Raw genomic sequence first — 21,070 nt, forward strand, 5'->3', positions numbered from 1 at the left:
GCACAATAGCCGCTATTAACGCAACAGGGATTTCACACCATGCAAACACTTCGTACCACCAGCCTTGAGGTCCGCGATAACCAACTGTGGATCCTCGATCAACAGGCGCTGCCACAACAACAGAACTGGCTGCCTGCGCACACCGTTGCCCAGTTGGTCGACCATATCCATGCGCTGCGCGTACGCGGTGCGCCGTTAATCGGTCTGTCTGCCAGCCTGCTGCTGGCGCTGCTGGGTGAACAAGGCGTGGCACGCGCAGAGTTAGCCGAAGCGCTTGAAGTGCTCAGGGCAGCACGCCCAACGGCGGTGAACCTGATGAACAATCTGGATCGCATGAAGAACGCGCTGTCGGAGAGCGATCACGTGACGGCGCTGAGTACCGAGGCGCTGCGTCTGGTGGCGGAAGATAAGCAACTGTGTGACAACATTGCCCGCGCGGGTACTGCCTTGGTTAAGCCTGGCAGCCAACTGCTGACGCACTGCAACACCGGCGGCCTCGCCACGGCGGGCGTCGGTACTGCGTTGGGGGTGATCGCCCATGCGCATCAGCAAGGCTTGGTGAGCAATGTCTGGGTGGATGAAACCCGTCCTCTGTTACAAGGCGGCCGCTTAACCGCATGGGAGCTGGGCGAACTGAATATCCCCTATCAACTGATCACCGATTCAATGGCGGCCAGCCTGATGGCGCGCGGCGTGGTCGATGCGATTTGGGTCGGTGCCGATCGCATCGCGGCTAACGGCGATGTGGCCAACAAGATCGGCACCTACAGCCTGGCCGTGCTGGCGCACTATCACGGTATTCCCTTCTATGTTGCAGCACCGCACACCACGCTGGATCGCCTTTGCCCGAACGGCGAAGCGATTCCAATTGAGCAGCGCGCCGCCAGTGAAGTCACCGGCGTGTCAGGCAGTTTTGGTAGCGTCCAGTGGGCACCAGAGAATGCCGCCGTGTATAACCCGGCATTTGATGTCACGCCTGCGGCGTTGATTAGCGGTTGGGTGTTGGATACTGGCGTGGTGACGCCTGCGCAGGTAAAGGAGGGGATTTTTCAGCCGTAATCTTTGCCGTTGAGGACAAGGTCGCCATAAATGGCGACCTTACAATGGCCTGTAGGGTGCGCATTCATGCGCACCGATAATTACGCCAGGCGCGGATAGGCGTCAGCAATCTTGTCGCCGGTGAAGTTGGCGATCCAACCTTCCTGGTTATCAAAAATACGGATTGCCGTGAAGTGCGGCTCAGAACCCATATCGAACCAGTGCGCGGTTCCCTCTGGCACCGAGATCAGGTCATTCTTCTCACACAAAATCTGATACACCTCATTGCCAATGTGCAGGCAGAACAGGCCAGATCCTTCAACGAAGAAACGCACTTCATCTTCGCTGTGGGTGTGTTCATTGAGGAACTTCTCGCGCAGTACCTGTTTGTTGGGATTGTCCGCACGCATGCTCAGCACATCCCAGCTCTGATAGCCCTTCTCAGCCACCAGACGATCAATCGCATGTTGATACGCTTTGATCACCGTTTCCGCGTCAGGATCGTTACCCAGATCGCGATCCGCTTCCCAGCGTTCAAATCTAACGTTTTTGGCATTCAGTCGCTCGCGAATGGCTTCAGCATCGGTGCTGTGCCACACCGGCTGGCTGGCTTCGGTATCGCTAAAAATGGTCAGTGCACTCATGTTAAATCGACTCCGGTTTAATCTGGGAAAAATCATTCACCTGATGATGACGGCTGGCGTTATCCGCCTCGCCACGAATTAACTGCAATGTGTGCCAACCCGCCTCTGCTGCCGCATCGAGTTCCTGATGAATATCCGACAGGAACAACAAGGAAGAGGGGGCAAGGCCAATCTGTTCGGCAATATTGCGATACGATTGCACTTCACGTTTGGCACCGACAGCCGTATCAAAATAGCCGCTAAACAACGAGGTTAAATCACCTTCGTCGCTGTAGCCAAATAACAGTTTCTGCGCGGGGACCGATCCCGAGGAATAAACGTACAAAGCAATCCCCTGCTGCTGCCAGCGCTCAAATGCGGGCAGCACATCCGGATAGAGATGACCGGTGAACTGACCTTCAACATAGCCTGCGCGCCAGATCATGCCCTGTAGCGCTTTCAGGCCGGGGGATTTGCGGTCCTGATCGATGTAACCCAGCAGCGTAGTGATCACCTCTTCCAGCGTCGCCTGTGGCGCGTCGGACTCGGTGCGTACCGCATTCAGTGCCGCAATCACCTGTTCATCCGCCTGATTCTCGCGGACAAATGTTGCCAGATGCTGGCGCGCATAGGGGAACAGAACGTTGTGCACAAACTGAATATCGCTGGTGGTGCCTTCAATATCCGTAACAATCGCGCGAATCATTTGGCCTCCAGCAGGCGACGGTGTAGTTCACATTCGAACAGAAATTCCAGACCTTCCAGATGACGACGCGCTTCATTGACGTCTTTCCCCCAGCAGGTTAAACCATGGCCACGCAAAAGAAATCCGTATTGCAGCGGCGTATCCGCGGCAAAGGCTTCAATGCGCTGTGCCAACGCATCGATATCCTGGTCATTATCAAACAAGGGAATCGAGACGGTATTGAGGTGTGTGTCTTGACCGGCGAGGGTTTTCTGCATCTCGTAGCCACTCAGCAACAGCGCACTGCCCTTCTCGACCCGTGACAGCACGGTGGAATTAACGGTGTGCGTATGCAGCACGGCCCCCGCTTGCGGGAACAGACGATAGATTAAAGTGTGCAGCCCGGTCTCTGCTGAAGGTTTACGTCCCGAAGGCACAAGATTGCTGGCAATTTCTACCTGAATAAAGTCTTCACGCGTCAGGTTACCTTTGTCTTTGCCTGATGCGCTCAATAAGCAGTATTCCGCATCCTGGCGTACCGACATATTACCGCCGGTGGCAGGCGCCCAGCCTTTGGCGCCAATCCAGTGGCAGGCGGCCACTAAATGTTCCAGTGGGAGAAAATCCGTCATAGCGATGTACAGGCTCCGCAGGTTAGATTTAGACGTCTAAGCGTCTCGATTGCCAAATATTACCATCCTGTTTATAGTGGCAGCAACACAGGGTTTCTCCGCATCGACATTCGCGCTTAAGGCCACTAAATAATGACGCAGCTCAACCTGATCCCCGAGAGCAAATTACCGGCGCTCGGCACCACGATTTTTACCCAAATGAGCGCCCTTGCCGCGCAGCACAACGCCATCAATCTGTCACAAGGTTTCCCGGACTTTGATGGCCCACACTATTTGCAGGAGCGCCTGGCCTATCATGTCAGCCAGGGCGCAAACCAATATGCACCGATGACCGGTGCGTTACCACTGCGCGAAGCGATTGCCGATAAAACCGTTGAGCTTTACGGCCATAAACCCGATGTTAACAGCGATATCACCGTCACTGCCGGTGCAACGGAAGCGCTGTATGCCGCGATTACGGCGTTGGTGCGTCCGGGCGATGAAGTGATCTGTTTTGATCCCAGCTATGACAGCTACGCGCCTGCGGTGCAATTGGCTGGCGGCGTATTAAAACGTATTGCATTGCAGCCGCCAGGGTTTCGCGTTGACTGGCCTGCCTTCCGCAGCCTGTTAAGCGCTAAAACCCGCTTGGTGATCCTGAACACGCCACACAATCCTTCTGCCACGGTGTGGCGTAAGAGTGATTATGCCGAGCTGTGGCAGGCCATCGCCGAGCAGGAAATCTATGTGCTGAGCGATGAAGTTTACGAACATATCTGCTTCGATGAAGAGGGCCATGCCAGCGTATTAGCCCATGCTGAACTGCGTCAGCGCGCCATTGCCGTCTCCTCTTTCGGCAAAACCTTCCACATGACCGGCTGGAAAGTGGGCTACTGTATCGCGCCTGCGGCTATCAGCGCGGAAATCCGTAAAGTGCATCAGTATCTGACGTTTTCGGTCAACACCCCGGCACAGTTAGCAATTGCCGACATGCTGCGTCAGGAGCCGGAACACTATCGCGATTTACCGACGTTTTATCGTGCACGCCGCGATTGTCTGGTGGATGCCTTGTCCTCCAGCCGCTTCAAAGTGCTGCCGTGCGAGGGCACCTACTTTGTATTGCTGGACTACAGCGCGATTTCCGATCTGGATGACGTCAGTTTCTGCCAGTGGCTGACTAAAGAAGTCGGCGTGGCAGCCATCCCGCTGTCGGTATTCTGTGCCGATGCTTTCCCGCACAAGCTGATTCGCCTGTGTTTTGCTAAACAAGAAGCGACGCTTATCGCCGCTGCGGAGCGTTTATGTCAGCTTTAAAAATTACCGTTCTGCAGGAAACCCTGAGCTGGATGGATGGCACGGCTAACTTGCGCCATTTTGACGGCGTGCTGAAAGGCATTGAAGGCCGCGATCTGATTCTGCTGCCGGAAATGTTCACCACCGGCTTTGCTATGGAAGCCGCTGAAAGTTCGCTGCCACAAGAGCAAGTGGTCGAGTGGCTGCACAATCATGCCAAAGCCAGCAATGCGCTTGTCGGCGGGAGTGCAGCCATTCAAACGGAAAAAGGGGCAGTTAACCGTTTCCTGTTGGTGGAACCGAATGGCACGCTGCATCAATACGATAAGCGCCATCTGTTCCGCATGGCGAATGAGCATCAGCACTATGTACCGGGTGAGACGCGTGAAGTGTTTACCTGGCGCGGCTGGCGTATTCTGCCGCAGATTTGCTACGACCTGCGTTTCCCGGTGTTCTCACGCAATCACAACGATTACGATCTGGCACTCTATGTCGCCAACTGGCCTGCACCGCGTGCCCTGCACTGGCAGTCTCTACTGTTAGCCCGTGCCATTGAAAATCAGGCTTACGTGGCCGGTTGTAACCGCGTTGGTAGCGACGGCAACAGCCATCAATACAGTGGCGATAGCCGGATTATTTCGCCATTGGGTGAGATTCTGGCCGCAGGCGAACCTTTCGCCCGCACCCGCCTGGACGCTGAGTTGTCACTGGATGATCTGCAAGCCTACCGCGAACGCTTCCCGGCGTGGCGCGATGCCGATGCATATACGTTGAAGTAATAAAAAACCCCGGCTAGCCGGGGTTTTTTATTTGTCGAAACAGCATTACAAATCGAAGCGGTCCAGGTTCATCACTTTGGTCCAGGCGCCGACGAAGTCATTCACAAACTTCTGTTTGGCATCGCTGCTGGCGTACACTTCGGCTAGCGCACGCAGGATGGCGTTGGAACCGAATACCAGGTCTGCACGTGTTGCGCTGTACTTCACTTCACCACTGGCACGATCGCGGCCTTCAAACAGCTCGCTGCTTTCATCCGTGGCGCGCCACGCGGTGCGCATATCCAGCAAATTAACGAAGAAGTCATTGCTCAATACGCCGACACGATCGGTGAACACGCCATGCTGGCTGCCATCAAAGTTGGTACCCAGCACGCGTAAACCACCGATCAGCACCGTTAATTCCGGTGCACTCAGCGTCAGTTGCTGTGCTTTATCCAACAGCAGGGTTTCGGTAGAAGAACCACCAGCGATACGACGATAGTTGCGGAAACCATCGGCCATTGGCTGCAGCACATCAAACGACTCGACATCGGTTTGATCCTGACGCGCATCCACACGCCCCGCCGTGAACGGTACCTGCACCGCCACGCCAGCGGCGGCAGCCGCCATTTCAATGCCGACACTTCCCGCCAGCACAATCACATCTGCCAGTGAGGCTTTGCCAGACGTTTGCTGAATGTTTTGCAGCGTTGGCAGCACATCGTTGATCACGCTGGCATTGACCGCCCAGCTGTTTTGTGGTGCCAGTGCCAGACGTGCACCGTTAGCACCACCGCGCTTATCACCGCCACGGAAGGTTGAGGCTGAAGCCCAGGCCACAGAGACTAACTGGCTGGCGCTTAAGCCGGATGCGGCAATTTTTGCTTTCAGATCGGTGATATCGTCCGCTGTTGGCTGATGCGTGGCCGCCGGTAACGGATCCTGCCACAGCAGATCTTCCTTCGGCACTTCTGGACCGATGTAACGCGCTTTTGGCCCCATATCACGGTGGGTCAGTTTGAACCAGGCGCGGGCAAAGGCTTCATTGAACGATTGTGGGTCGTTAAGGAAACCGCGTGAAATTTTCTCAAATTCAGGATCAAAGCGCAGCGTGAGGTCGGTCACCAACATGGTGGGTTTGCGCTTCTTCTCCGGATCAAAGGGATCGGGGATAATCGCTTCAGCATTCACCGCTTCAAACTGGATCGCACCCGCCGGGCTGTGAGTCTGTACCCATTCGTATTTGAACAGGTTCTCGAAGAAGTAGTTGCTCCACTGGGTTGGCGTCTGCGTCCAGACCACTTCAAGACCAGAAGTGATGGCGTCAGCACCGGCACCACTGCCGTAACTGCTGTTCCAGCCTAAGCCCTGCGCTTCCAGCGGTGATGCTTCAGGATCGGCACCGACGTGGCTGGCAGCCGCCGCACCGTGCGTTTTCCCCAAGGTATGACCACCGGCAATCAGCGCGACGATCTCTTCATCGTTCATGCCCATATTACCGAAAGTGGCACGAATCGCCGGTGCCGCTGACTTTGGATCGCCGCTGGCTTCAGGTCCTTCCGGGTTAACGTAGATCAGGCCCATTTCGGTAGCACCGACCGGTGCGTTCGCCAGGCTCTCTGGATGACGATGCGCCAGCCACTCTGTCTCATTACCCCAATCCACATCCAGATCCGGTTCCCATACATCTTCACGACCTGCACCGAAACCAAAGGTGCGGAAGCCCGCATTTTCCAGCGAGACGTTACCCGCCAGGATGTAAAGGTCGGCCCAAGAGATTTTCTGGCCATACTTTTGCTTCACCGGCCACAGCAGGCGACGCGCTTTATCGAGGCTGACGTTATCCGGCCATGAGTTAAGCGGTGCAAAGCGCTGCTGACCACGGCCCGAACCGCCGCGACCATCTACGGTACGGTAGGTACCGGCACTGTGCCACGCCATGCGAATGAACAGCCCAATATAGCTGCCCCAGTCGGCTGGCCACCAGGATTGAGAGTCGGTGAGGATGGCACGAATGTCGGCTTTCAGCGCTGAATAGTCCAGCTTGCTGAACTCGTCGCGATAGTTGAAGTTTTCATTTAGGGGATTGGAACGGTTGGAGTGTTGATTCAGCAGATCGACACGCAACATATTTGGCCACCAGTCACGGTTGGATGTCCCGTTTCCTGCGCCGCGTGCCAGTACGCTTTTTTCTTCGGATGCCCCATGATGGAAGGGACATTTACCTGAGGCTGCTACATTATCGTTATCATTTGACATGCTCATTTTCGGCTCCGTTAGCTTCTCGTTGTGCAATTAAGATAACCGCACATAATGATAGCTTAAACTTGGAATAACCGAAGATTTTGATAGTTTTAGTCTTTCAAAAGAAGAGTGTGAAGTGCCACACATAACATCGGCTTGTTGATGGCGAGGTGCGCATAAAGGTGCTCCCTACAGTCCCGCACCAGCGGTCGCCATTTTTGGCGACCGCTGGTGATACAGAGACCGATCAACTCCCGCGATACGTCGACCACGACCACGGCGAAATCAGGAACGGCAGATGAAAATGGCTACCCGCTGTACTAATCACGAAATCAATTTGCGCGCTGACATACAGGGCATCGCGGCCATCCGCGGCAAAGTAGTCACCAATTTCGGCGGTGAGTCGGTAATGGCCCGGTGCCAAGGGTTCTGGCGTGAGATCTTTCAGGCGACCATCACTGTCGGTTTCCCCTTCCGCTAGCGGCAACCAGCCTTCTGGACTGTTCTGCTCCAGTGAAATGGCCACACCAATCGCGGGTTTGCCCAACGCGGTATCCAGAATGTGCGTAGTAATTGTGCTCATACGATGCTCTCCTTTAAGCGTAACAGGGTGATTTCCCGCAACTGCGTCAGCGCTTCTTGCTGCTCGGTTTCATCATCATTGTTGAGCCTGCGCTGCAACTCCGCCAGCATCTCTTCGCCACTGCGTCCTTTGGCACGGATCAAAAACACTCGACCAAAACGCTGCTCATAGGATTGATTGCCCGCCAGCATGGCAAATTGTAATGCGCCATTAGCCTGCTGCATCGCTGACTGCTCATTGCGCGACAACGACGCCTCTTTACCCGCACCTTGCGCTTTTTCACCAATGCGTGGATGAGCATTCAGCGCTTGCTCCAGTTCTGCACGTTGCCAATTCTGCGCCAGGCGATCGGCGGCGCTGTGCAGCGCGGCCAGATCGTCAAAAGGACGTGCAGCAACCACCGCCCGTTGCCAGCTGGGAATCGCCACGCAGTGCGCGATGGCTGCCAGCGCATCGGCGTCAGCGGCCTGATTAAAACTTGCCAGATCCATGCCATCACTCCCTCAACTACGCGCCAGATCGCACACCGCTTGCAGATACGCCTGCACACCATAGGCCACGTCAACCGTTTGTACGGACTCCGCCGGATGATGGCTGATGCCGCGATGATTACGCACAAATAACATCCCAACCGGCCAGCGTTCTGCAATCGCTATCGCATCGTGACCGGCACCGCTCGGCAACGACACACTGCGGCCCTGTACGGTTTCGACGGCGTGGCTCAAGGCCTGCTGTAAGCGCGCATCACAGGTGGTGGCAGCAATGCGATAAAACTCGTTCGAGGTAAACGTCAGGCCACGGCGCAAGGCAATCGCTTGTGCCTGGGTTAACAGCATCGACTGCAAACGCTCCAGCGGCTCATCCACTGGACCACGGACATCCAGCGACAGCTGAACCTCGCCAGGGATAACGTTCACGGCGCCCGGTAAACAGTTTAAGGTGCCGACGGTGGCGACCAGCTGTGGATCTTGCTCACGTGTGGTCTGCTCAACAAACACCATCCATTCCGCCGCAGCGGCCAGCGCATCTTTACGATGTGCCATCGGCACGGTGCCTGCGTGACCCGCTTCACCGATAAAGCTGCAGTTCAGGCGGCGTGCGCCGTTGATGGCGGTGACCACACCCAGCGCCAGATCTTCCTGCTCAAGACAAGGCCCTTGTTCGATATGCAGTTCAAGGTAAGCAGCAATATCGTTCACGTCACGTGCCGCCTGCATAATCTTTGCCGCATCCAGCCCAACATCCTGCATCGCTTCTGCAACCGTAATGCCGTTTCCATCTGGGTGCGTCACCCAGCTTTCTGGCCAGGTGCCGGTAATACCGCGACTGCCCAGCAGCGTGATACCAAAACGCGTGCCCTCTTCATCGCCGAAGCCGACGATCTCAATCGCCAGCGGCAGCCGCTGTTGATGGTCGTGTAACCACTGTACCGTTTCGATGGCACTCAGCACGCCCAGCATGCCGTCATAACGCCCCGCGTTGCGTACGGTGTCGAGATGGGAGCCCAGCAATAGCGCTTTCGCCCCCGGTTCTGCCGCTTCATATCGGCCGCAGATGTTGCCGACCGCATCCTGCCAGGTGGTCATGCCAGCCGCCTGCATCCACTCTGCAACACGGGCGTTGGCGCGAACCTGCTCAGGGGACAAATAGACGCGCGTCAGGCCCTCTTCACTTTCGCTGATCTCAGCCAGTGCATCGCAGCGCGTCATGACACGAGCGGCGGCGGCTTGCGCCTCGCTGGCGGTCATCAGGCTGTTGCTCATGCGTGGCTCCCATAATGAGCCCACGCGGCCTGCAATGCTGCGCCCTGAGTGGAACGGAAACCAACGTGATTGAGCACGGCTTCCAGCGCGCTCAGCGTTTGCATCACGCAATCTTTACGCGCGTTGTAACCCATGGTGCCGATACGCCACACTTTGCCGTGCAGAGGACCAAATGAGGTACCGATCTCAATGCCGAAATCTTCCAGCACCAGCTTGCGCACCTGATCGCCATTCACACCCTGCGGGATCACCACGCCGAGCACATTATTCATCTTGTGTTTCAGATCGCCAAAAGTCTCAAGACCCATGCCCTGAATGCCTTTCAGCAACGCCTCACCGTGCAGTTTATGACGCGCGATACCGTTATCCAGACCTTCCTGCATCATCAGACGTGCGCATTCACGTGCACCGAACAGGGCAGTGGTGGCTTCAGTGTGGTGGTTGAGACGTTCTGGTCCCCAGTAATCCATGATCATGCCGAGATCGAAATAGTTGGAGTAGATCATCTCGTCGTCGCCATCCTGATGATCCGCCGTACGAATGCCTTCTTCGACACACTTACGTTTGCGGATCACCGCTTCCATTTGCGGGCTGAGGGTGATCGGCGAGGTGCCAGAGGGGCCACCCAGGCATTTCTGCATACCTGCGGAAACCGCATCCAGTCCCCACGCATCGGTCTCCAGTGCGTTGCCGCCCAGTGACGCGGTAGCATCGGTATAGAACAGCACACCATATTTCTGGCAGATCGCACCCAGTTGCTCCAGCGGTTGCAGCATGGTGGTGGAGGTATCGCCTTGCACTGTCAACAGCAGACGCGGCTGTACCTTTTTGATCGCATCTTCGATCTGATCCGGCGTGAAGACTTCGCCCCACGGTACCTCAATGGTGTGCACTTCAGCACGGCAACGGCGGGCAATCTCACACAGCAGATGACCAAAGCGGCCAAATACCGGCACCAGCACTTTGTCACCCGGTCGGATGGCGGAGAGCAAAATCGCTTCAATGCCTGCGCGTGACGTGCCATTAATCAGCATGGTCCAGCGGTTTTCGGTACGGAATACGCCACGGTAGAGCGCCATCACTTCATTCATGTAGTGCGTCATCGCCGGATCGTACTGCCCCAGCAACTGGCTCGACATGGCGCGCAGCACGCGCGGATCGGCATTAATCGGGCCAGGCCCCATCAACAGGCGCTGCGGCGGATTGATTTGCGAAAACTGACTGATATCCATGGTGTATTCCTTATTGAAAACTTAGAGGCGCACGGTCGAAATAAACTGCTTCAGCTCAGCGGTTTGCGGGTTAGCGAACAACGTTTTGCTGTCGCCCTGCTCCCAAACGCGCCCCTGATGCATAAAGACCACGCGATCGCCCACATCACGGGCGAAGTTCATTTCGTGGGTAACGAGGATCAGCGTCATGCCTTCGGCAGCGAGTTGCTCCAGCACTTTCAGCACTTCCCCCACCAGCTCGGGATCGAGCGCCGAGGTGATTTCGTCACACAATAAAACTTTCGGCTGCATCGCCAGCGCACGGGCGATCGCCACGCGCTGCTGTTGGCCGCCCGATAAATTGGCCGGGTAATAATTCAGACGCTCGCCGAGGCCGACTTTTTCCAGCATCTGTGCCGCCAGTTCACGGCATTCGGCCTCACTCTTTTTCAACACGCGACGCGGGGCAAGCATCACGTTTTCCAGTGCGGTCATGTGCGGGAACAGGTTAAAGTTCTGGAACACCATCCCTACCGAGCGGCTAATTTCGCGCGCTTGTGATTCACGGTCAGTGATGGTCATCCCGCCGAGTTTGATGCTGCCTTCCTGATAGCCTTCCAGCCCGTTCATGCAGCGCAGCAAGGTGCTTTTGCCTGACCCGCTGCGGCCGATGATCGAGATCACTTCACCGTGATCGACGTCGAGATCGACGCCTTTCAACACATGGTTGTCGCCGTAGTACTTCTGTACCTGATTAATGGTGATGAGCGGCATTGAATTTTTTCTCCAGGTACTGGCTGTAACGCGACAGCGGATAACACATCAGGAAGTAACCCAGCGCCACCAGGCCAAACACCTTGAAGGGCTGATACGTCACATTGTTCAAAATGGTGCCGGCTTTGGTCAGCTCAACGAAGCCGATGATCGACGCCAGTGCGGTGCCTTTAATCACCTGCACCGCAAACCCCACGGTGGGCGCGATGGCGATACGAATCGCTTGCGGCGCCACAACGCGGTACAACGTCTGTCCAAAATTCAGGCCGAGGCAGCGTGAAGCTTCCCACTGGCCTTTCGGCAAGGCACGAATACTGCCGTGCCAGATATCCACCAAAAATGCGCTGGTGTAGAGGGTTAACGCCAGTGAGGCTGCGGTCCAGGGTGCCACGTCAATGCCGAACAAGCCCACGCCAAAGAAGGCAAGAAACAGCTGCATTAACAGCGGGGTGCCCTGAAACAGCTCGGTGTAGCAGCGAATCACGCGCGTCAGCCAGTGGCGCTTCAACAGGCGTAAAAACAGCAGCGGTAAGGTCACCAGCGTGCCGCCAAAGAAGGCCACCAGCGACAGTAAAATCGTCCAGCGCGCCGCCAGCAGCAGGTTGCGCAGGATGTCCCAGTCGGTAAACGTTGTCATGCGGGCTGCGCTCCAAACCATTTACGTCCCAGCGCCAGCAGCAGCTGTCGCATGGCAATCGACAACGCCAGATAGATCAACGTGGTCACCAGATAGACTTCAAAACTCAAAAAGGTACGCGACTGAATCAGGTTGGCGGCGAAGGTCAACTCTTCATAAGACACCTGAGACACCACCGAAGAGCCGAGCATCACAATGATGCACTGGCTCACCAACGCTGGATAAATACGCTGCAGCGAGGGCGGCAACACCACGCGAATAAAGGTCTGGGTACGACTTAAACCCAATACCCGGCCCGCTTCCCACTGCCCGCGCGGCGTCACCTGAATTCCGGCACGAATAATTTCGGTGCTGTAGGCGCCGAGGTTAATCAACATCGCCAGCAAAGCAGCTTCGCCCGCCGTCAGTTTCAGACCAAGATTGGGCAAACCAAAGACGATAAAGAACAGCTGCACCACGAATGGCGTGTTACGAATCAGCTCGACATAGACGCTCCAGATACGGCTTGCCCAACTCGGTTTGCCACTGCGCAACGCCGCACCGAGAATGCCCAGGCTAACGCCGCCTACCGTGGCTAATACTGTTATCTGAATCGTGACCCACAGCCCGGCCAGCAACTCTGGCCAGTGCGGCCAGAGATCTGCAAAATTGAGTTGCCCAATCATCGTGTTATGCGCCGAGGTTGGCTGGCAGTGGTGCTTTCAGCCACTCTTCCGACAGCTTGTTCAGGGTGCCGTCTTTGATCCCCTGCTCAATCAACGCATTCACTTTGTCTTTCAGCGCCGGCTCGTCCTTCTTCAGGCCGATAAAGCACGGTGAATCTTTCAGCATGAACTGTGGCACTGGCGCTTTTTCCGCGTTCTGGCGGGCAATCGCAGCAACCACCAGGTTGCCAGTGGCAACATATTGCACCTGTCCAGACAGGTAAGCCGAGAGCGTGGTGTTGTTATCTTCATAACGTTTCACCTGCGCATCTTTCGGAGCAATATCGCTTAACACCATGTCTTCTACCGCACCGCGGGTGACGCCGATGGATTTGCCGCTCAATGCTGCGGCATCCTTCAGTGGCTCACCTTTCGGACCGAATACGCCGAGGAAGAACGGTGCGTAAGCACGGCTGAAATCGATCACTTTCTCGCGCTCGGCGTTTTTACCCATGCTCGAAATCACCAGATCGACTTTATCGGTTTGCAGATAAGGCACACGGTTGGCACTGGATACGGGAACCAGCTGCAACTTCAGTTTCATCTGCTTCGCGAGGTATTTGGCCATATCGATGTCGTAGCCTTGTGGCTGCAAATCGGTACCCACTGAACCAAACGGCGGGAAGTCCTGAGGCACCGCAACGCGGATCACGCCACGCTTTTGGATATCCTGCAGCTGATCCGCCATGGCGCTGCCAACCTGAGCCATCAACAATGCTGCGCCTGCCACTGCCAGTAAAACTTTCTTCATTATGCACCCCGGTGAGTTTTCGTGAAACAAAAGATTCTTGATAAATCGATTTGCAACTAATGTGCCAACCGAACGCAAGAGGAGTAAATGTCCGAAAAATCGAATAACCGCTGAGTTTTGGGTAAAAAAAACGGGCTTATAGCCCGCAAACTTTTACGATCAAAAAAGGTGCAAGGCACCAATATGGTGCCCCTTATCGGTGTTCTAATTCATCAAGGTGTTGATAAAGGTCGGCTATCTGATGGATACGCTGGCGACCCTGAGACAACATTTCATGCAGTAACGCATTGGCCAGCAGATTGATCAGACTCATCGCTGAGGCATAACTATCAAAGGCGGAGACACTATCCAGTGGCGCGCATAATTGCCAGGACGCCAGCGTGATGATGCCCTGCGCCTGCGGCTCACACAGCGCCAGCACGGGAATATTGCTCTGCTGCAGTTGCTGCATCAGCGGGCGAATAATGCGTGGTCGCCGGCGAAACGCCATCACCACCACCATGTCCTCTGGGGTGATATCCACCAGCTCTTCGCCCAGCGTCTGACCAGGCTGCGGCAACACGTGCACCTGCGGGCGCGCCTGCATCAGCTGCTGACGCAGGTGCAAGGCCACCGGATAGGCGTTACGCATACCGATGATAAACACCCGTTTTGCCGCCCCCAGCGCCTGAATCACCTCGCCAAATTGCTGGGGATCGATGCTGTTGACCCACTGCGTCAGGTTAGCCATCTCCTGCTTATAGTGACGTGACAACAGCGTGTTACCTTGCACCGCATCACGGTTATCGGTCAGTGGCATGCCGCTTTGGCGCAACACGCGTAACTCGTCGCGCATGTCCTTGTATTTCTCATAGCCCAAACGTTTGAACAGGCGGCTGACTGTGGCCTTAGATACCCCGCTAAGCCTTGCCAGCTCTGCGCTGTTGTAGCTAATCAGGTCATCAAAATGGTCAAACACAAAATCAGCAATGCGCTGCTCTTGCGGCGACAGTTGCGGATAGTGACTGCGAAGGCGTTCATCAAGCTGTTTCATCATTGGTCCTGTAACTTTCGTTTCACCACAAGCTAGCATAAATCGATCCAGATTAGGTGTTCGTCTAAAACTGGAACAGCTCTTGCTTGAATCTTTTCACCAACGGGCTAAGTCGGCTGGTGCGCATAAATGCGTACTCTACAAAAAAGACTGTGCAACCGTAGGGTCGCCATTAATGGCGATCGCTAACAATGCGCGCGCAAATACGCACCCTACAAAGCAATATTTGAGAAGAGTTGATTATGATACAGAGCAACATGGCCCCGCTTGGAATGGCCGTCACCCCACATCATCTCGCCAGTGAAAGCGCTCTCGCGGTGCTGCGCGAAGGCGGGAGCGCCATTGAAGCGATGGTCGCTGCCGCTGCGACTATCGCGGTGGTTTATCCGCACATGAACGGCTTAGGCGGCGATGGCTTTTGGCTGGTCGTTCCGCCAAATGGCGACCCGATTGCCATTGATGCCAGTGGTGCAGCTGGTGCGCTGGCGCATCTCGACTTCTATCATGGTGAAAGTCACATCCCACATCGTGGCCCGAAAGCGGCGTTAACCGTCGCGGGCACGGTGAGTGGCTGGCAGGAAGCGTTAACGCTGGCGGCTGAACTGGGTGCTACTCCACTGCCGCTTTCGCGTTTACTGCGCGACGCTATCCGTTATGCCGCCGACGGTATTCCCGTCACCACCTCACAAGCTGCCGCCACCGCTGCCAAGCAACATGAGTTGCTGCACCAGCCTGGTTTTGCTGCCACCTTCTTACCCGACGGCACCGTGCCCGCGGCAGGCAGTCGCTTCACCCAGCCTGCGCTGGCCAATACGCTCAGCCTCCTCAGTGAGCAGGGTTTAGAGAGTTTCTATCGCGGCGAACTGGCACATCATCTGGCGCGTGAAATGACCGCGCTTGGTATGCCCATCACGCTGGAAGATTTGCAAAAGCAGCAGGCGCGTCGCTGTACGCCACTGCATCTGGCACACAGCGAGGGTGATGTCTGGAATATGACGCCGCCCACGCAAGGACTGGTATCGCTGGCGATCCTGGGCATCACCGATCGCCTGAATATGGCAGAGGCGGATGAAGCCCAAACTGTGCATCGCATCGTTGAAGCCACCAAAAAAGCCTTTGCGCTGCGTGACAAACACATCACCGATCCCCGCCACATCGACTTCAATGTGCAGGATCTGCTGGATGCTGAACACCTCGCCTCACTGGCGGCACAGGTTGATGATCAACAAGCGGCACCCTGGGGCACCGGAAAAGGGCCTGGCGATACCGTGTGGATGGGCGTGATGGACAGCAGCGGTCTGGCGGTCTCCTTTATCCAGAGTATCTACCATGAATTTGGCAGCGGCGTGGTGCTACCCGGCACCGGCATCACCTGGCAGAACCGCGGTGCCGCATTCAGCCTGCAGCCAGGCCACATGCTGGCGCTGGCACCCGGCAAACAACCGTTCCACACCCTCAATCCCGCAGCCGCTCGTCTCAAAGATGGCCGCACCATGGTGTACGGATCGATGGGCGGCGATGGGCAGCCACAGACGCAGGCCGCCATCTTTACCCGTCATGTGATCCAGGGCCAGCCATTGCAGCAGGCCGTGAGTGCGCCGCGCTGGTTGCTGGGACGTACCTGGGGCCAGTCCTCTGACTCACTCAAACTGGAATCGCGCATCGCACCTGAAACGGTAGAGCAACTGCGTCAGCTCGGTCACGAAGTGGAGTTATTGCCCGACTTCAGCGAAGTGGTCGGCCATGCAGGGGCGATAGTCAGACACAATAACGGCATGCTGGAAGGTGCGTTCGATCCACGCAGCAACGGCAGCGCCGCCGGTTTCTAAGGAGATAACGATGAGTACACAACCGGACTGGGCCACCTATATCGCCCAAATGGAACAGATCCTGGCACTGGAGTTAGATGACGCACGCCGTGCCGAACTGCTCATCCAGTTTAACCGTATCGCGGCCATGGCCGAGCCATTGATGGCCTTCCCGCTTGATGATCGACTGGAAGTGGCAGGAGTATTCCATCCATGAAACTGGCCTCGCTATCGATCAAAGCCTTAAACCAGGCCCTGAATCAGGGTGAGATCTCCGCCCGTGAGGTGGCTGAACAAACGCTGAATGCCATTGAGCAGCATAATCCGGCGATCAACGCCTGGACCGAAGTCACCGGGCAGCGCATGCTGCGTGAAGCCGAACAGGTTGATGGGCAACGCCAACGCGGTGAAGTGTTACCGGCTCTGGCTGGCATTCCTTATGCGGTGAAAAACCTGTTTGATGTTGCCGGGCACAGCACCCTGGCCGGTGCCAGCCTGTTCAGTGAGCGCGCAGCGGCACGCGAAGATGCCTGGGCCGTCAGCAAGTTGCGTCAGTCTGGCGCCCTGCTCTCCGGCATGCTCAACATGGATGCCTACGCATACGGTTTTACCACTGAAAATACCCACTACGGTGCCACCCATAATCCCCGCGATCTGACTCGGATCGCTGGCGGATCTTCAGGTGGTTCTGCTGCAGCGGTGGCGGCGGGCTTAGTGCACTTCTCGCTGGGCACCGATACCAACGGTTCGATCCGTGTGCCTGCCTCGCTGTGTGGTATCTATGGCCTGAAGCCGACCTTTGGTCGTTTGTCACGAAGCGGCAGCCATCCGTTTGTTGCCAGTCTCGATCATATCGGTCCCTTTGCCCGCTCAGTCGAGGATCTGACACTGGTGTATGACGCGCTGCAAGGTCGTGACCCTGCTGATGCCTTCCAGTCTGAACAGCCTTTGGCTCCGGCCAGTGATGGTTTAAGCAAAGGCGCTGAAGGCATACGCAGTGCGGTGCTGGGCGGTTTCTTCTCTACCTGGTGCAGCGATGAAGCACGTGCTGCCGTCACGGCGGTGGCGCAAGCGCTCAATGCCAGTGAAGAGGTGACCATGCCGAATGCGGAAATCGCCCGCTCAGCGGCCTTTATCATGACCGGTGTGGAAGGCGGAAATCACTATCTGCCGGCGCTGCGGAGGATGCCAGAGCAATTTGAACCTAACTCGCGCGAGCGCCTGCTGGCAGGTGCCATGTTGCCTTCCGCCTGGTATGTGCAGGCTCAGCGTTTCCGTCGCCACTTCCAGCAGCAAGTCTTACCGCTGTTTGAGCAGTTTGATGTGCTGATCGCACCTGCCACGCCCTGCACGGCCACCACTATCGGACAAGAAACCATCCATATAAACGGTCACGATTTGCCAACGCGCGCCAGCATGGGCATGTTAACCCAGCCAATTTCATTCCTCGGTCTGCCGGTGTGTACCGTTCCGTTGCAAACCGCCAGTGGATTGCCGATTGGCCTGCAGCTGATTGCGGCTCCGTTTAAAGAACACCTGGCGCTGCGCGCAGCCTGGGCACTCCAGCAGCAGGGGCTGACCCTGCCACAAACCACCTTAATGGACGCTTAACCATGAAAGCTGAACATATTGACCGTCCGGCCGTGCTCGCCGAAGTGACCGCCGCGTTTTACCGCTACGAAGAGGCGCTGGTGAGTAACAATGTTGAGGTGCTGGATGAGTTGTTCTGGCACGATGAGCGTACCGTACGCTTAGGTGCCGGTGAGAATCTTTATGGTATTGATGAGATTCGTGCGTTTCGCGCCGCACGCCCCTCTAAAGGTTTGGATCGCACCTTGCGTAACACCGTGATCACCACCTTTGGCGATGACTACGCGGTGTGCAGTACCGAATTCACCCGCGAGGGCGTGGAGAAGATTGGCCGCCAGCAGCAGACGTGGATCCGCATGCCTTATGGCTGGCGTATTGTGGCTGCGCAGGTGAGTTTGATGAGTTGATTGCAGGGTCAGCATGAATGCTGACCTGAAAGTCCTGGTGCGCGTTAGTGCGCACCCTACAAACCTATCTGATTACACGTTCGGGGCAGGATGCGTTTTCATCCAGTGCTCCGCAATCTGCTGGCGCGTACACACCCACACATTTTCATGCTGCTGGATGTGGTCGAGGAAGCGTTGCAGGGCACGGAATTTGCCCGGACGCCCCAACAAACGACAGTGCATGCCAATCGACATCATTTTCGGCGAAGTGTCACCCTCTTCATACAGCACATCAAAAGTGTCGCGCAGATAGACAAAGAATTGCTCCGCGGTATTGAAACCCTGCGGCGAGGCAAAGCGCATGTCATTACATTCCAGCGTGTAGGGAATGATCAGGTGCGGTTTGACGGTGCCATCCTGGCAGGTCACTTGCGTCCAGAACGGTAAATCGTCACCGTAGTAGTCGCTGTCATAACTAAAGCCGCCCTGCTCCACCACCAGACGGCGAGTGTTTGGACTGTCGCGCCCGGTATACCAGCCCGTAGGCGCTTTACCGAACAGATCGCGCAACACATCCACCGCCTGCTGCATGTGCTGGCGCTCAGTTTTGGCATCCATCCCCTGATAATGAATCCAGCGCCAGCCATGACTGACCACATCGTACTCGGCGGTTTTGATCGCCTCGACGATCTCGGGATGACGCGCCAGCGCCATCGCAACGCCAAATACCGTTAACGGCAGACCACGCTTTTGAAACTCATTATGAATGCGCCAGAAACCGGCACGTGAACCGTACTCGTACAGTGAATCCATTGACATGTGGCGATCGGCATAGCTGGCTGCACCGATAATGTCCGAAAGGAACTGCTCCGAACCGGCATCGCCGTGCAGCACGTTATTTTCCGCACCCTCTTCGTAATTGAGGACAAACTGCACCGCCACCTTTGCCTTACCTGGCCATTGTGCATGCGGGGGGTGACCCGCATAACCAATCAGGTCACGCGGATAGTTTTTGTTGAAGCTGTACTCTTTCTTTTCAGATACATCACTCATTCTGCAAATTCCTTAGTCAGTCCTCAACCAGCCCTTAGTTTAGGTGCTGAAATGCACCGCTGAGCGGTTTTTCAATCGGGTAATCCAAATCACCGTGTTTGCTGGTGCCGAAGCCCAGTGCCACCAGCGACTCCACCATTTTTACCGCGGCACTGACGCCATCAATGACCGGCATACCTAACTCTTTAGTGAGTTCCTGAGCCAGTGACGCCATGCCCCCGCAGCCCAATACAATCGCGCCACTGCCGTCTTCGCGTTTCGCCTGAATACAGCGCTGGCGTACCTTCTCTTGCGCCACACCGCTGCCATCTTCCAGGGCCAGTACCGGTAAATCGATCGCGTGTAATGCTGCACAGTGATGGGTAAAACCATACTGCTGTAATAAATGACGCGCGATCACCAAAGTGCGTGGCAGCGTGGTGACAATGGAAAAACGCGTTGCCACCAGGGTAGCGGTATGCATTGCGGCTTCCGCAATCCCGATCACCGGACCGCTGGCAAGTTCACGCGCCGCCAGCAATCCCGGATCGCCAAAACAAGCAATCACATGGCCGCTCACACCCTGTGCTTTTCCGAGCCTGACCTGTTCCAGTACGCCCACCGCGGCAATCGCTTCATCAAAGTGGCCTTCAATGGACGGTACGCCTTGGCTTGGACACACCGCCAAAATTTCCGTGCCCGGTGCGGCCACCGCACGCGCCGCGGCGCCGATGGTTTCTGTCATTGCCTGGCTGGTATTGGGGTTGATCACCTGAATCACTGTCATGATGCGGCTCCTTTGTGACCGGAAAATAACCGGGTGAAATCAGGCAGCGTTTCGCCACTGCGTTCAAAGTGCAGGCTGGAAACAATGTGTTCAAAATGATGCTGTAAGGCCTCAGTAAGCGCCTGCAGATCTTTCTTTCGCAACAATTCCACCAGTCGATCGTGGTGATCGCAGCGACAACCTCGCTGCCAGGGCGCACCATAGGCGGCAATCACCAATGAAGAACGCTGCGTCAGGCGCGTCACCATGTCAGTGAGTACCTGATTGCCGGAAATCGCCTGCAGCTGAATATGAAAAGCGGCAGATAAACGAATGGCAGCAGCACCATCGTGCTGTTCATGCGCCTGCTGCTCTTCCTCAATCAAGCTGTTGAGCGCAGCAAGGTGCGGAGGCTGCACATGCGCCAGTACCGCCGGTAAATTTGCACACTCCAGCAAACTGCGCGTAGCGAAGATGTCGCGCGCCTCCTCCACACCAGGCGTGGCGACCTGTGCACCACGCCTGGGCGAAAGCGTGATCATTTGCACCGCCGCGAGGCGTTGTAACACTTTACGGATACCGGTGCGGCTCACACCAAATACTTCAGAAAGTGCCTCTTCTGGCAATTTACTGCCCGGCGGCAGTTGATGTTCCACAATGGCGTTCAGCAACGCCTGATAGATGGGTTCGTCGCGATCATTCAGATCGGCAGCCGTTTTCTGGCCTGTTTCGCTCTTCATTACCTGCTCCGGCAAGTGACTGTGCATAGCACATCGTATA

Annotated in this window: 23 protein-coding genes; 7 read left to right on the top strand and 16 right to left on the bottom strand. The window is 56.2% G+C overall.

Features of this window, described 5'->3' with window-relative positions; all coding sequences use genetic code 11:
• The first annotated feature begins 39 nt into the window (after window positions 1-39).
• Window positions 40-1,059 (top strand): S-methyl-5-thioribose-1-phosphate isomerase, encoded by a 1,020-nt coding sequence (mtnA, locus tag LK04_RS14640; protein WP_039333175.1) that lies wholly within the window; start codon window positions 40-42, stop codon window positions 1,057-1,059.
• An 80-nt stretch (window positions 1,060-1,139) separates the two neighbouring features.
• Here mtnA and LK04_RS14645 read toward each other — a convergent pair whose 3' ends face one another.
• Genes LK04_RS14645 through LK04_RS14655 form a run of 3 tightly spaced genes read right to left on the bottom strand, consistent with a single transcriptional unit; the run spans window position 1,140 to window position 2,978 of the window.
• Window positions 1,140-1,682 (bottom strand): 1,2-dihydroxy-3-keto-5-methylthiopentene dioxygenase, encoded by a 543-nt coding sequence (locus tag LK04_RS14645; RefSeq protein ID WP_039333177.1) that lies wholly within the window; start codon window positions 1,680-1,682, stop codon window positions 1,140-1,142.
• Window position 1,683: 1 nt separating this feature from the next.
• The gene (gene mtnC / locus LK04_RS14650) at window positions 1,684-2,367 is read right to left on the bottom strand and encodes an acireductone synthase (RefSeq protein ID WP_039333180.1); all 684 of its coding nucleotides are present in this window, start codon (window positions 2,365-2,367) and stop codon (window positions 1,684-1,686) included.
• Entirely contained in the window at window positions 2,364-2,978 is a 615-nt protein-coding gene (locus LK04_RS14655) for a methylthioribulose 1-phosphate dehydratase (RefSeq protein WP_039333182.1), read from the bottom strand. The genes mtnC and LK04_RS14655 overlap by 4 nt, the downstream gene beginning before the upstream one ends.
• Before the next feature lie 132 nt (window positions 2,979-3,110).
• Between LK04_RS14655 and LK04_RS14660 the strand changes: the two genes are divergently transcribed.
• Window positions 3,111-4,271 (top strand): pyridoxal phosphate-dependent aminotransferase, encoded by a 1,161-nt coding sequence (locus LK04_RS14660; RefSeq protein ID WP_039333184.1) that lies wholly within the window; start codon window positions 3,111-3,113, stop codon window positions 4,269-4,271.
• Complete coding sequence (locus LK04_RS14665; RefSeq protein WP_039333186.1) at window positions 4,259-5,029, top strand: amidohydrolase; 771 nt, start codon at window positions 4,259-4,261, stop codon at window positions 5,027-5,029. The genes LK04_RS14660 and LK04_RS14665 overlap by 13 nt, the downstream gene beginning before the upstream one ends.
• A 45-nt stretch (window positions 5,030-5,074) precedes the next feature.
• On the opposite strand, the gene katG is transcribed toward LK04_RS14665, so the two are convergent.
• The 10 genes from katG to hpxU form a co-directional block, all read right to left on the bottom strand.
• Entirely contained in the window at window positions 5,075-7,273 is a 2,199-nt protein-coding gene (katG, locus tag LK04_RS14670) for a catalase/peroxidase HPI (protein WP_039333188.1), read from the bottom strand.
• A gap of 226 nt (window positions 7,274-7,499) precedes the next feature.
• Window positions 7,500-7,835: a hydroxyisourate hydrolase gene (gene uraH, locus LK04_RS14675; protein WP_039333190.1), complete on the bottom strand. Its 336-nt coding sequence runs from the start codon at window positions 7,833-7,835 to the stop codon at window positions 7,500-7,502.
• On the bottom strand, window positions 7,832-8,326 hold the full coding sequence (uraD, locus tag LK04_RS14680) for a 2-oxo-4-hydroxy-4-carboxy-5-ureidoimidazoline decarboxylase (protein ID WP_039333193.1): 495 nt from the start codon (window positions 8,324-8,326) through the stop codon (window positions 7,832-7,834). The genes uraH and uraD overlap by 4 nt, the downstream gene beginning before the upstream one ends.
• A gap of 12 nt (window positions 8,327-8,338) precedes the next feature.
• Entirely contained in the window at window positions 8,339-9,598 is a 1,260-nt protein-coding gene (gene hpxK, locus LK04_RS14685) for an allantoate amidohydrolase (protein WP_039333196.1), read from the bottom strand.
• Window positions 9,595-10,830 carry a pyridoxal-phosphate-dependent aminotransferase family protein gene (locus tag LK04_RS14690; RefSeq protein WP_039333199.1) on the bottom strand — a complete coding sequence of 412 codons (1,236 nt, stop codon included), beginning with the start codon at window positions 10,828-10,830 and terminating at the stop codon, window positions 9,595-9,597. The genes hpxK and LK04_RS14690 overlap by 4 nt, the downstream gene beginning before the upstream one ends.
• Before the next feature lie 21 nt (window positions 10,831-10,851).
• The gene (locus LK04_RS14695) at window positions 10,852-11,583 is read right to left on the bottom strand and encodes an amino acid ABC transporter ATP-binding protein (RefSeq protein ID WP_039333202.1); all 732 of its coding nucleotides are present in this window, start codon (window positions 11,581-11,583) and stop codon (window positions 10,852-10,854) included.
• Window positions 11,564-12,220, bottom strand: a complete 657-nt coding sequence (locus LK04_RS14700; RefSeq protein WP_039333203.1) for an amino acid ABC transporter permease — start codon at window positions 12,218-12,220, stop codon at window positions 11,564-11,566. Before LK04_RS14700 ends, LK04_RS14695 begins: the two co-directional genes overlap by 20 nt.
• Window positions 12,217-12,885 carry an amino acid ABC transporter permease gene (locus LK04_RS14705; protein WP_039333204.1) on the bottom strand — a complete coding sequence of 223 codons (669 nt, stop codon included), beginning with the start codon at window positions 12,883-12,885 and terminating at the stop codon, window positions 12,217-12,219. Before LK04_RS14705 ends, LK04_RS14700 begins: the two co-directional genes overlap by 4 nt.
• Before the next feature lie 4 nt (window positions 12,886-12,889).
• Window positions 12,890-13,675, bottom strand: coding sequence for a transporter substrate-binding domain-containing protein (locus LK04_RS14710; protein ID WP_039333205.1), 786 nt, complete (start codon window positions 13,673-13,675; stop codon window positions 12,890-12,892).
• Window positions 13,676-13,868: 193 nt separating this feature from the next.
• Entirely contained in the window at window positions 13,869-14,708 is an 840-nt protein-coding gene (gene hpxU, locus LK04_RS14715; RefSeq protein ID WP_039333206.1) for a MurR/RpiR family transcriptional regulator HpxU, read from the bottom strand.
• Between the two features lie 242 nt (window positions 14,709-14,950).
• On the opposite strand from hpxU, the gene LK04_RS14720 reads away from it, so the two are divergent.
• The 4 genes from LK04_RS14720 to hpxZ are packed head-to-tail and all read left to right on the top strand — an operon-like array spanning window position 14,951 to window position 18,513.
• On the top strand, window positions 14,951-16,537 hold the full coding sequence (locus LK04_RS14720; protein WP_039333208.1) for a gamma-glutamyltransferase family protein: 1,587 nt from the start codon (window positions 14,951-14,953) through the stop codon (window positions 16,535-16,537).
• Window positions 16,538-16,547: 10 nt separating this feature from the next.
• Window positions 16,548-16,733 carry an oxalurate catabolism protein HpxX gene (hpxX, locus tag LK04_RS14725; RefSeq protein WP_039333209.1) on the top strand — a complete coding sequence of 62 codons (186 nt, stop codon included), beginning with the start codon at window positions 16,548-16,550 and terminating at the stop codon, window positions 16,731-16,733.
• Complete coding sequence (locus LK04_RS14730; protein ID WP_058972919.1) at window positions 16,730-18,127, top strand: AtzE family amidohydrolase; 1,398 nt, start codon at window positions 16,730-16,732, stop codon at window positions 18,125-18,127. Before hpxX ends, LK04_RS14730 begins: the two co-directional genes overlap by 4 nt.
• 2 nt (window positions 18,128-18,129) lie before the next feature.
• Window positions 18,130-18,513, top strand: a complete 384-nt coding sequence (hpxZ, locus tag LK04_RS14735; protein WP_039337061.1) for an oxalurate catabolism protein HpxZ — start codon at window positions 18,130-18,132, stop codon at window positions 18,511-18,513.
• 72 nt (window positions 18,514-18,585) lie between these two features.
• Here the strand turns inward: hpxZ and puuE are convergent, their stop codons facing one another.
• Genes puuE through LK04_RS14750 form a run of 3 tightly spaced genes read right to left on the bottom strand, consistent with a single transcriptional unit; the run spans window position 18,586 to window position 21,030 of the window.
• Complete coding sequence (puuE, locus tag LK04_RS14740; protein ID WP_039337059.1) at window positions 18,586-19,545, bottom strand: allantoinase PuuE; 960 nt, start codon at window positions 19,543-19,545, stop codon at window positions 18,586-18,588.
• Window positions 19,546-19,579: 34 nt separating this feature from the next.
• Window positions 19,580-20,311: an allantoin racemase gene (hpxA, locus tag LK04_RS14745; protein WP_039337057.1), complete on the bottom strand. Its 732-nt coding sequence runs from the start codon at window positions 20,309-20,311 to the stop codon at window positions 19,580-19,582.
• Window positions 20,308-21,030, bottom strand: coding sequence for a GntR family transcriptional regulator (locus LK04_RS14750; protein WP_039337055.1), 723 nt, complete (start codon window positions 21,028-21,030; stop codon window positions 20,308-20,310). Before LK04_RS14750 ends, hpxA begins: the two co-directional genes overlap by 4 nt.
• Between the last annotated feature and the right edge of the window lie 40 nt (window positions 21,031-21,070).

Origin of the sequence: Pantoea vagans, from assembly GCF_001506165.1 — a bacterium.
GTDB classification, from domain to species: Bacteria; Pseudomonadota; Gammaproteobacteria; order Enterobacterales; family Enterobacteriaceae; genus Pantoea; species Pantoea vagans_C.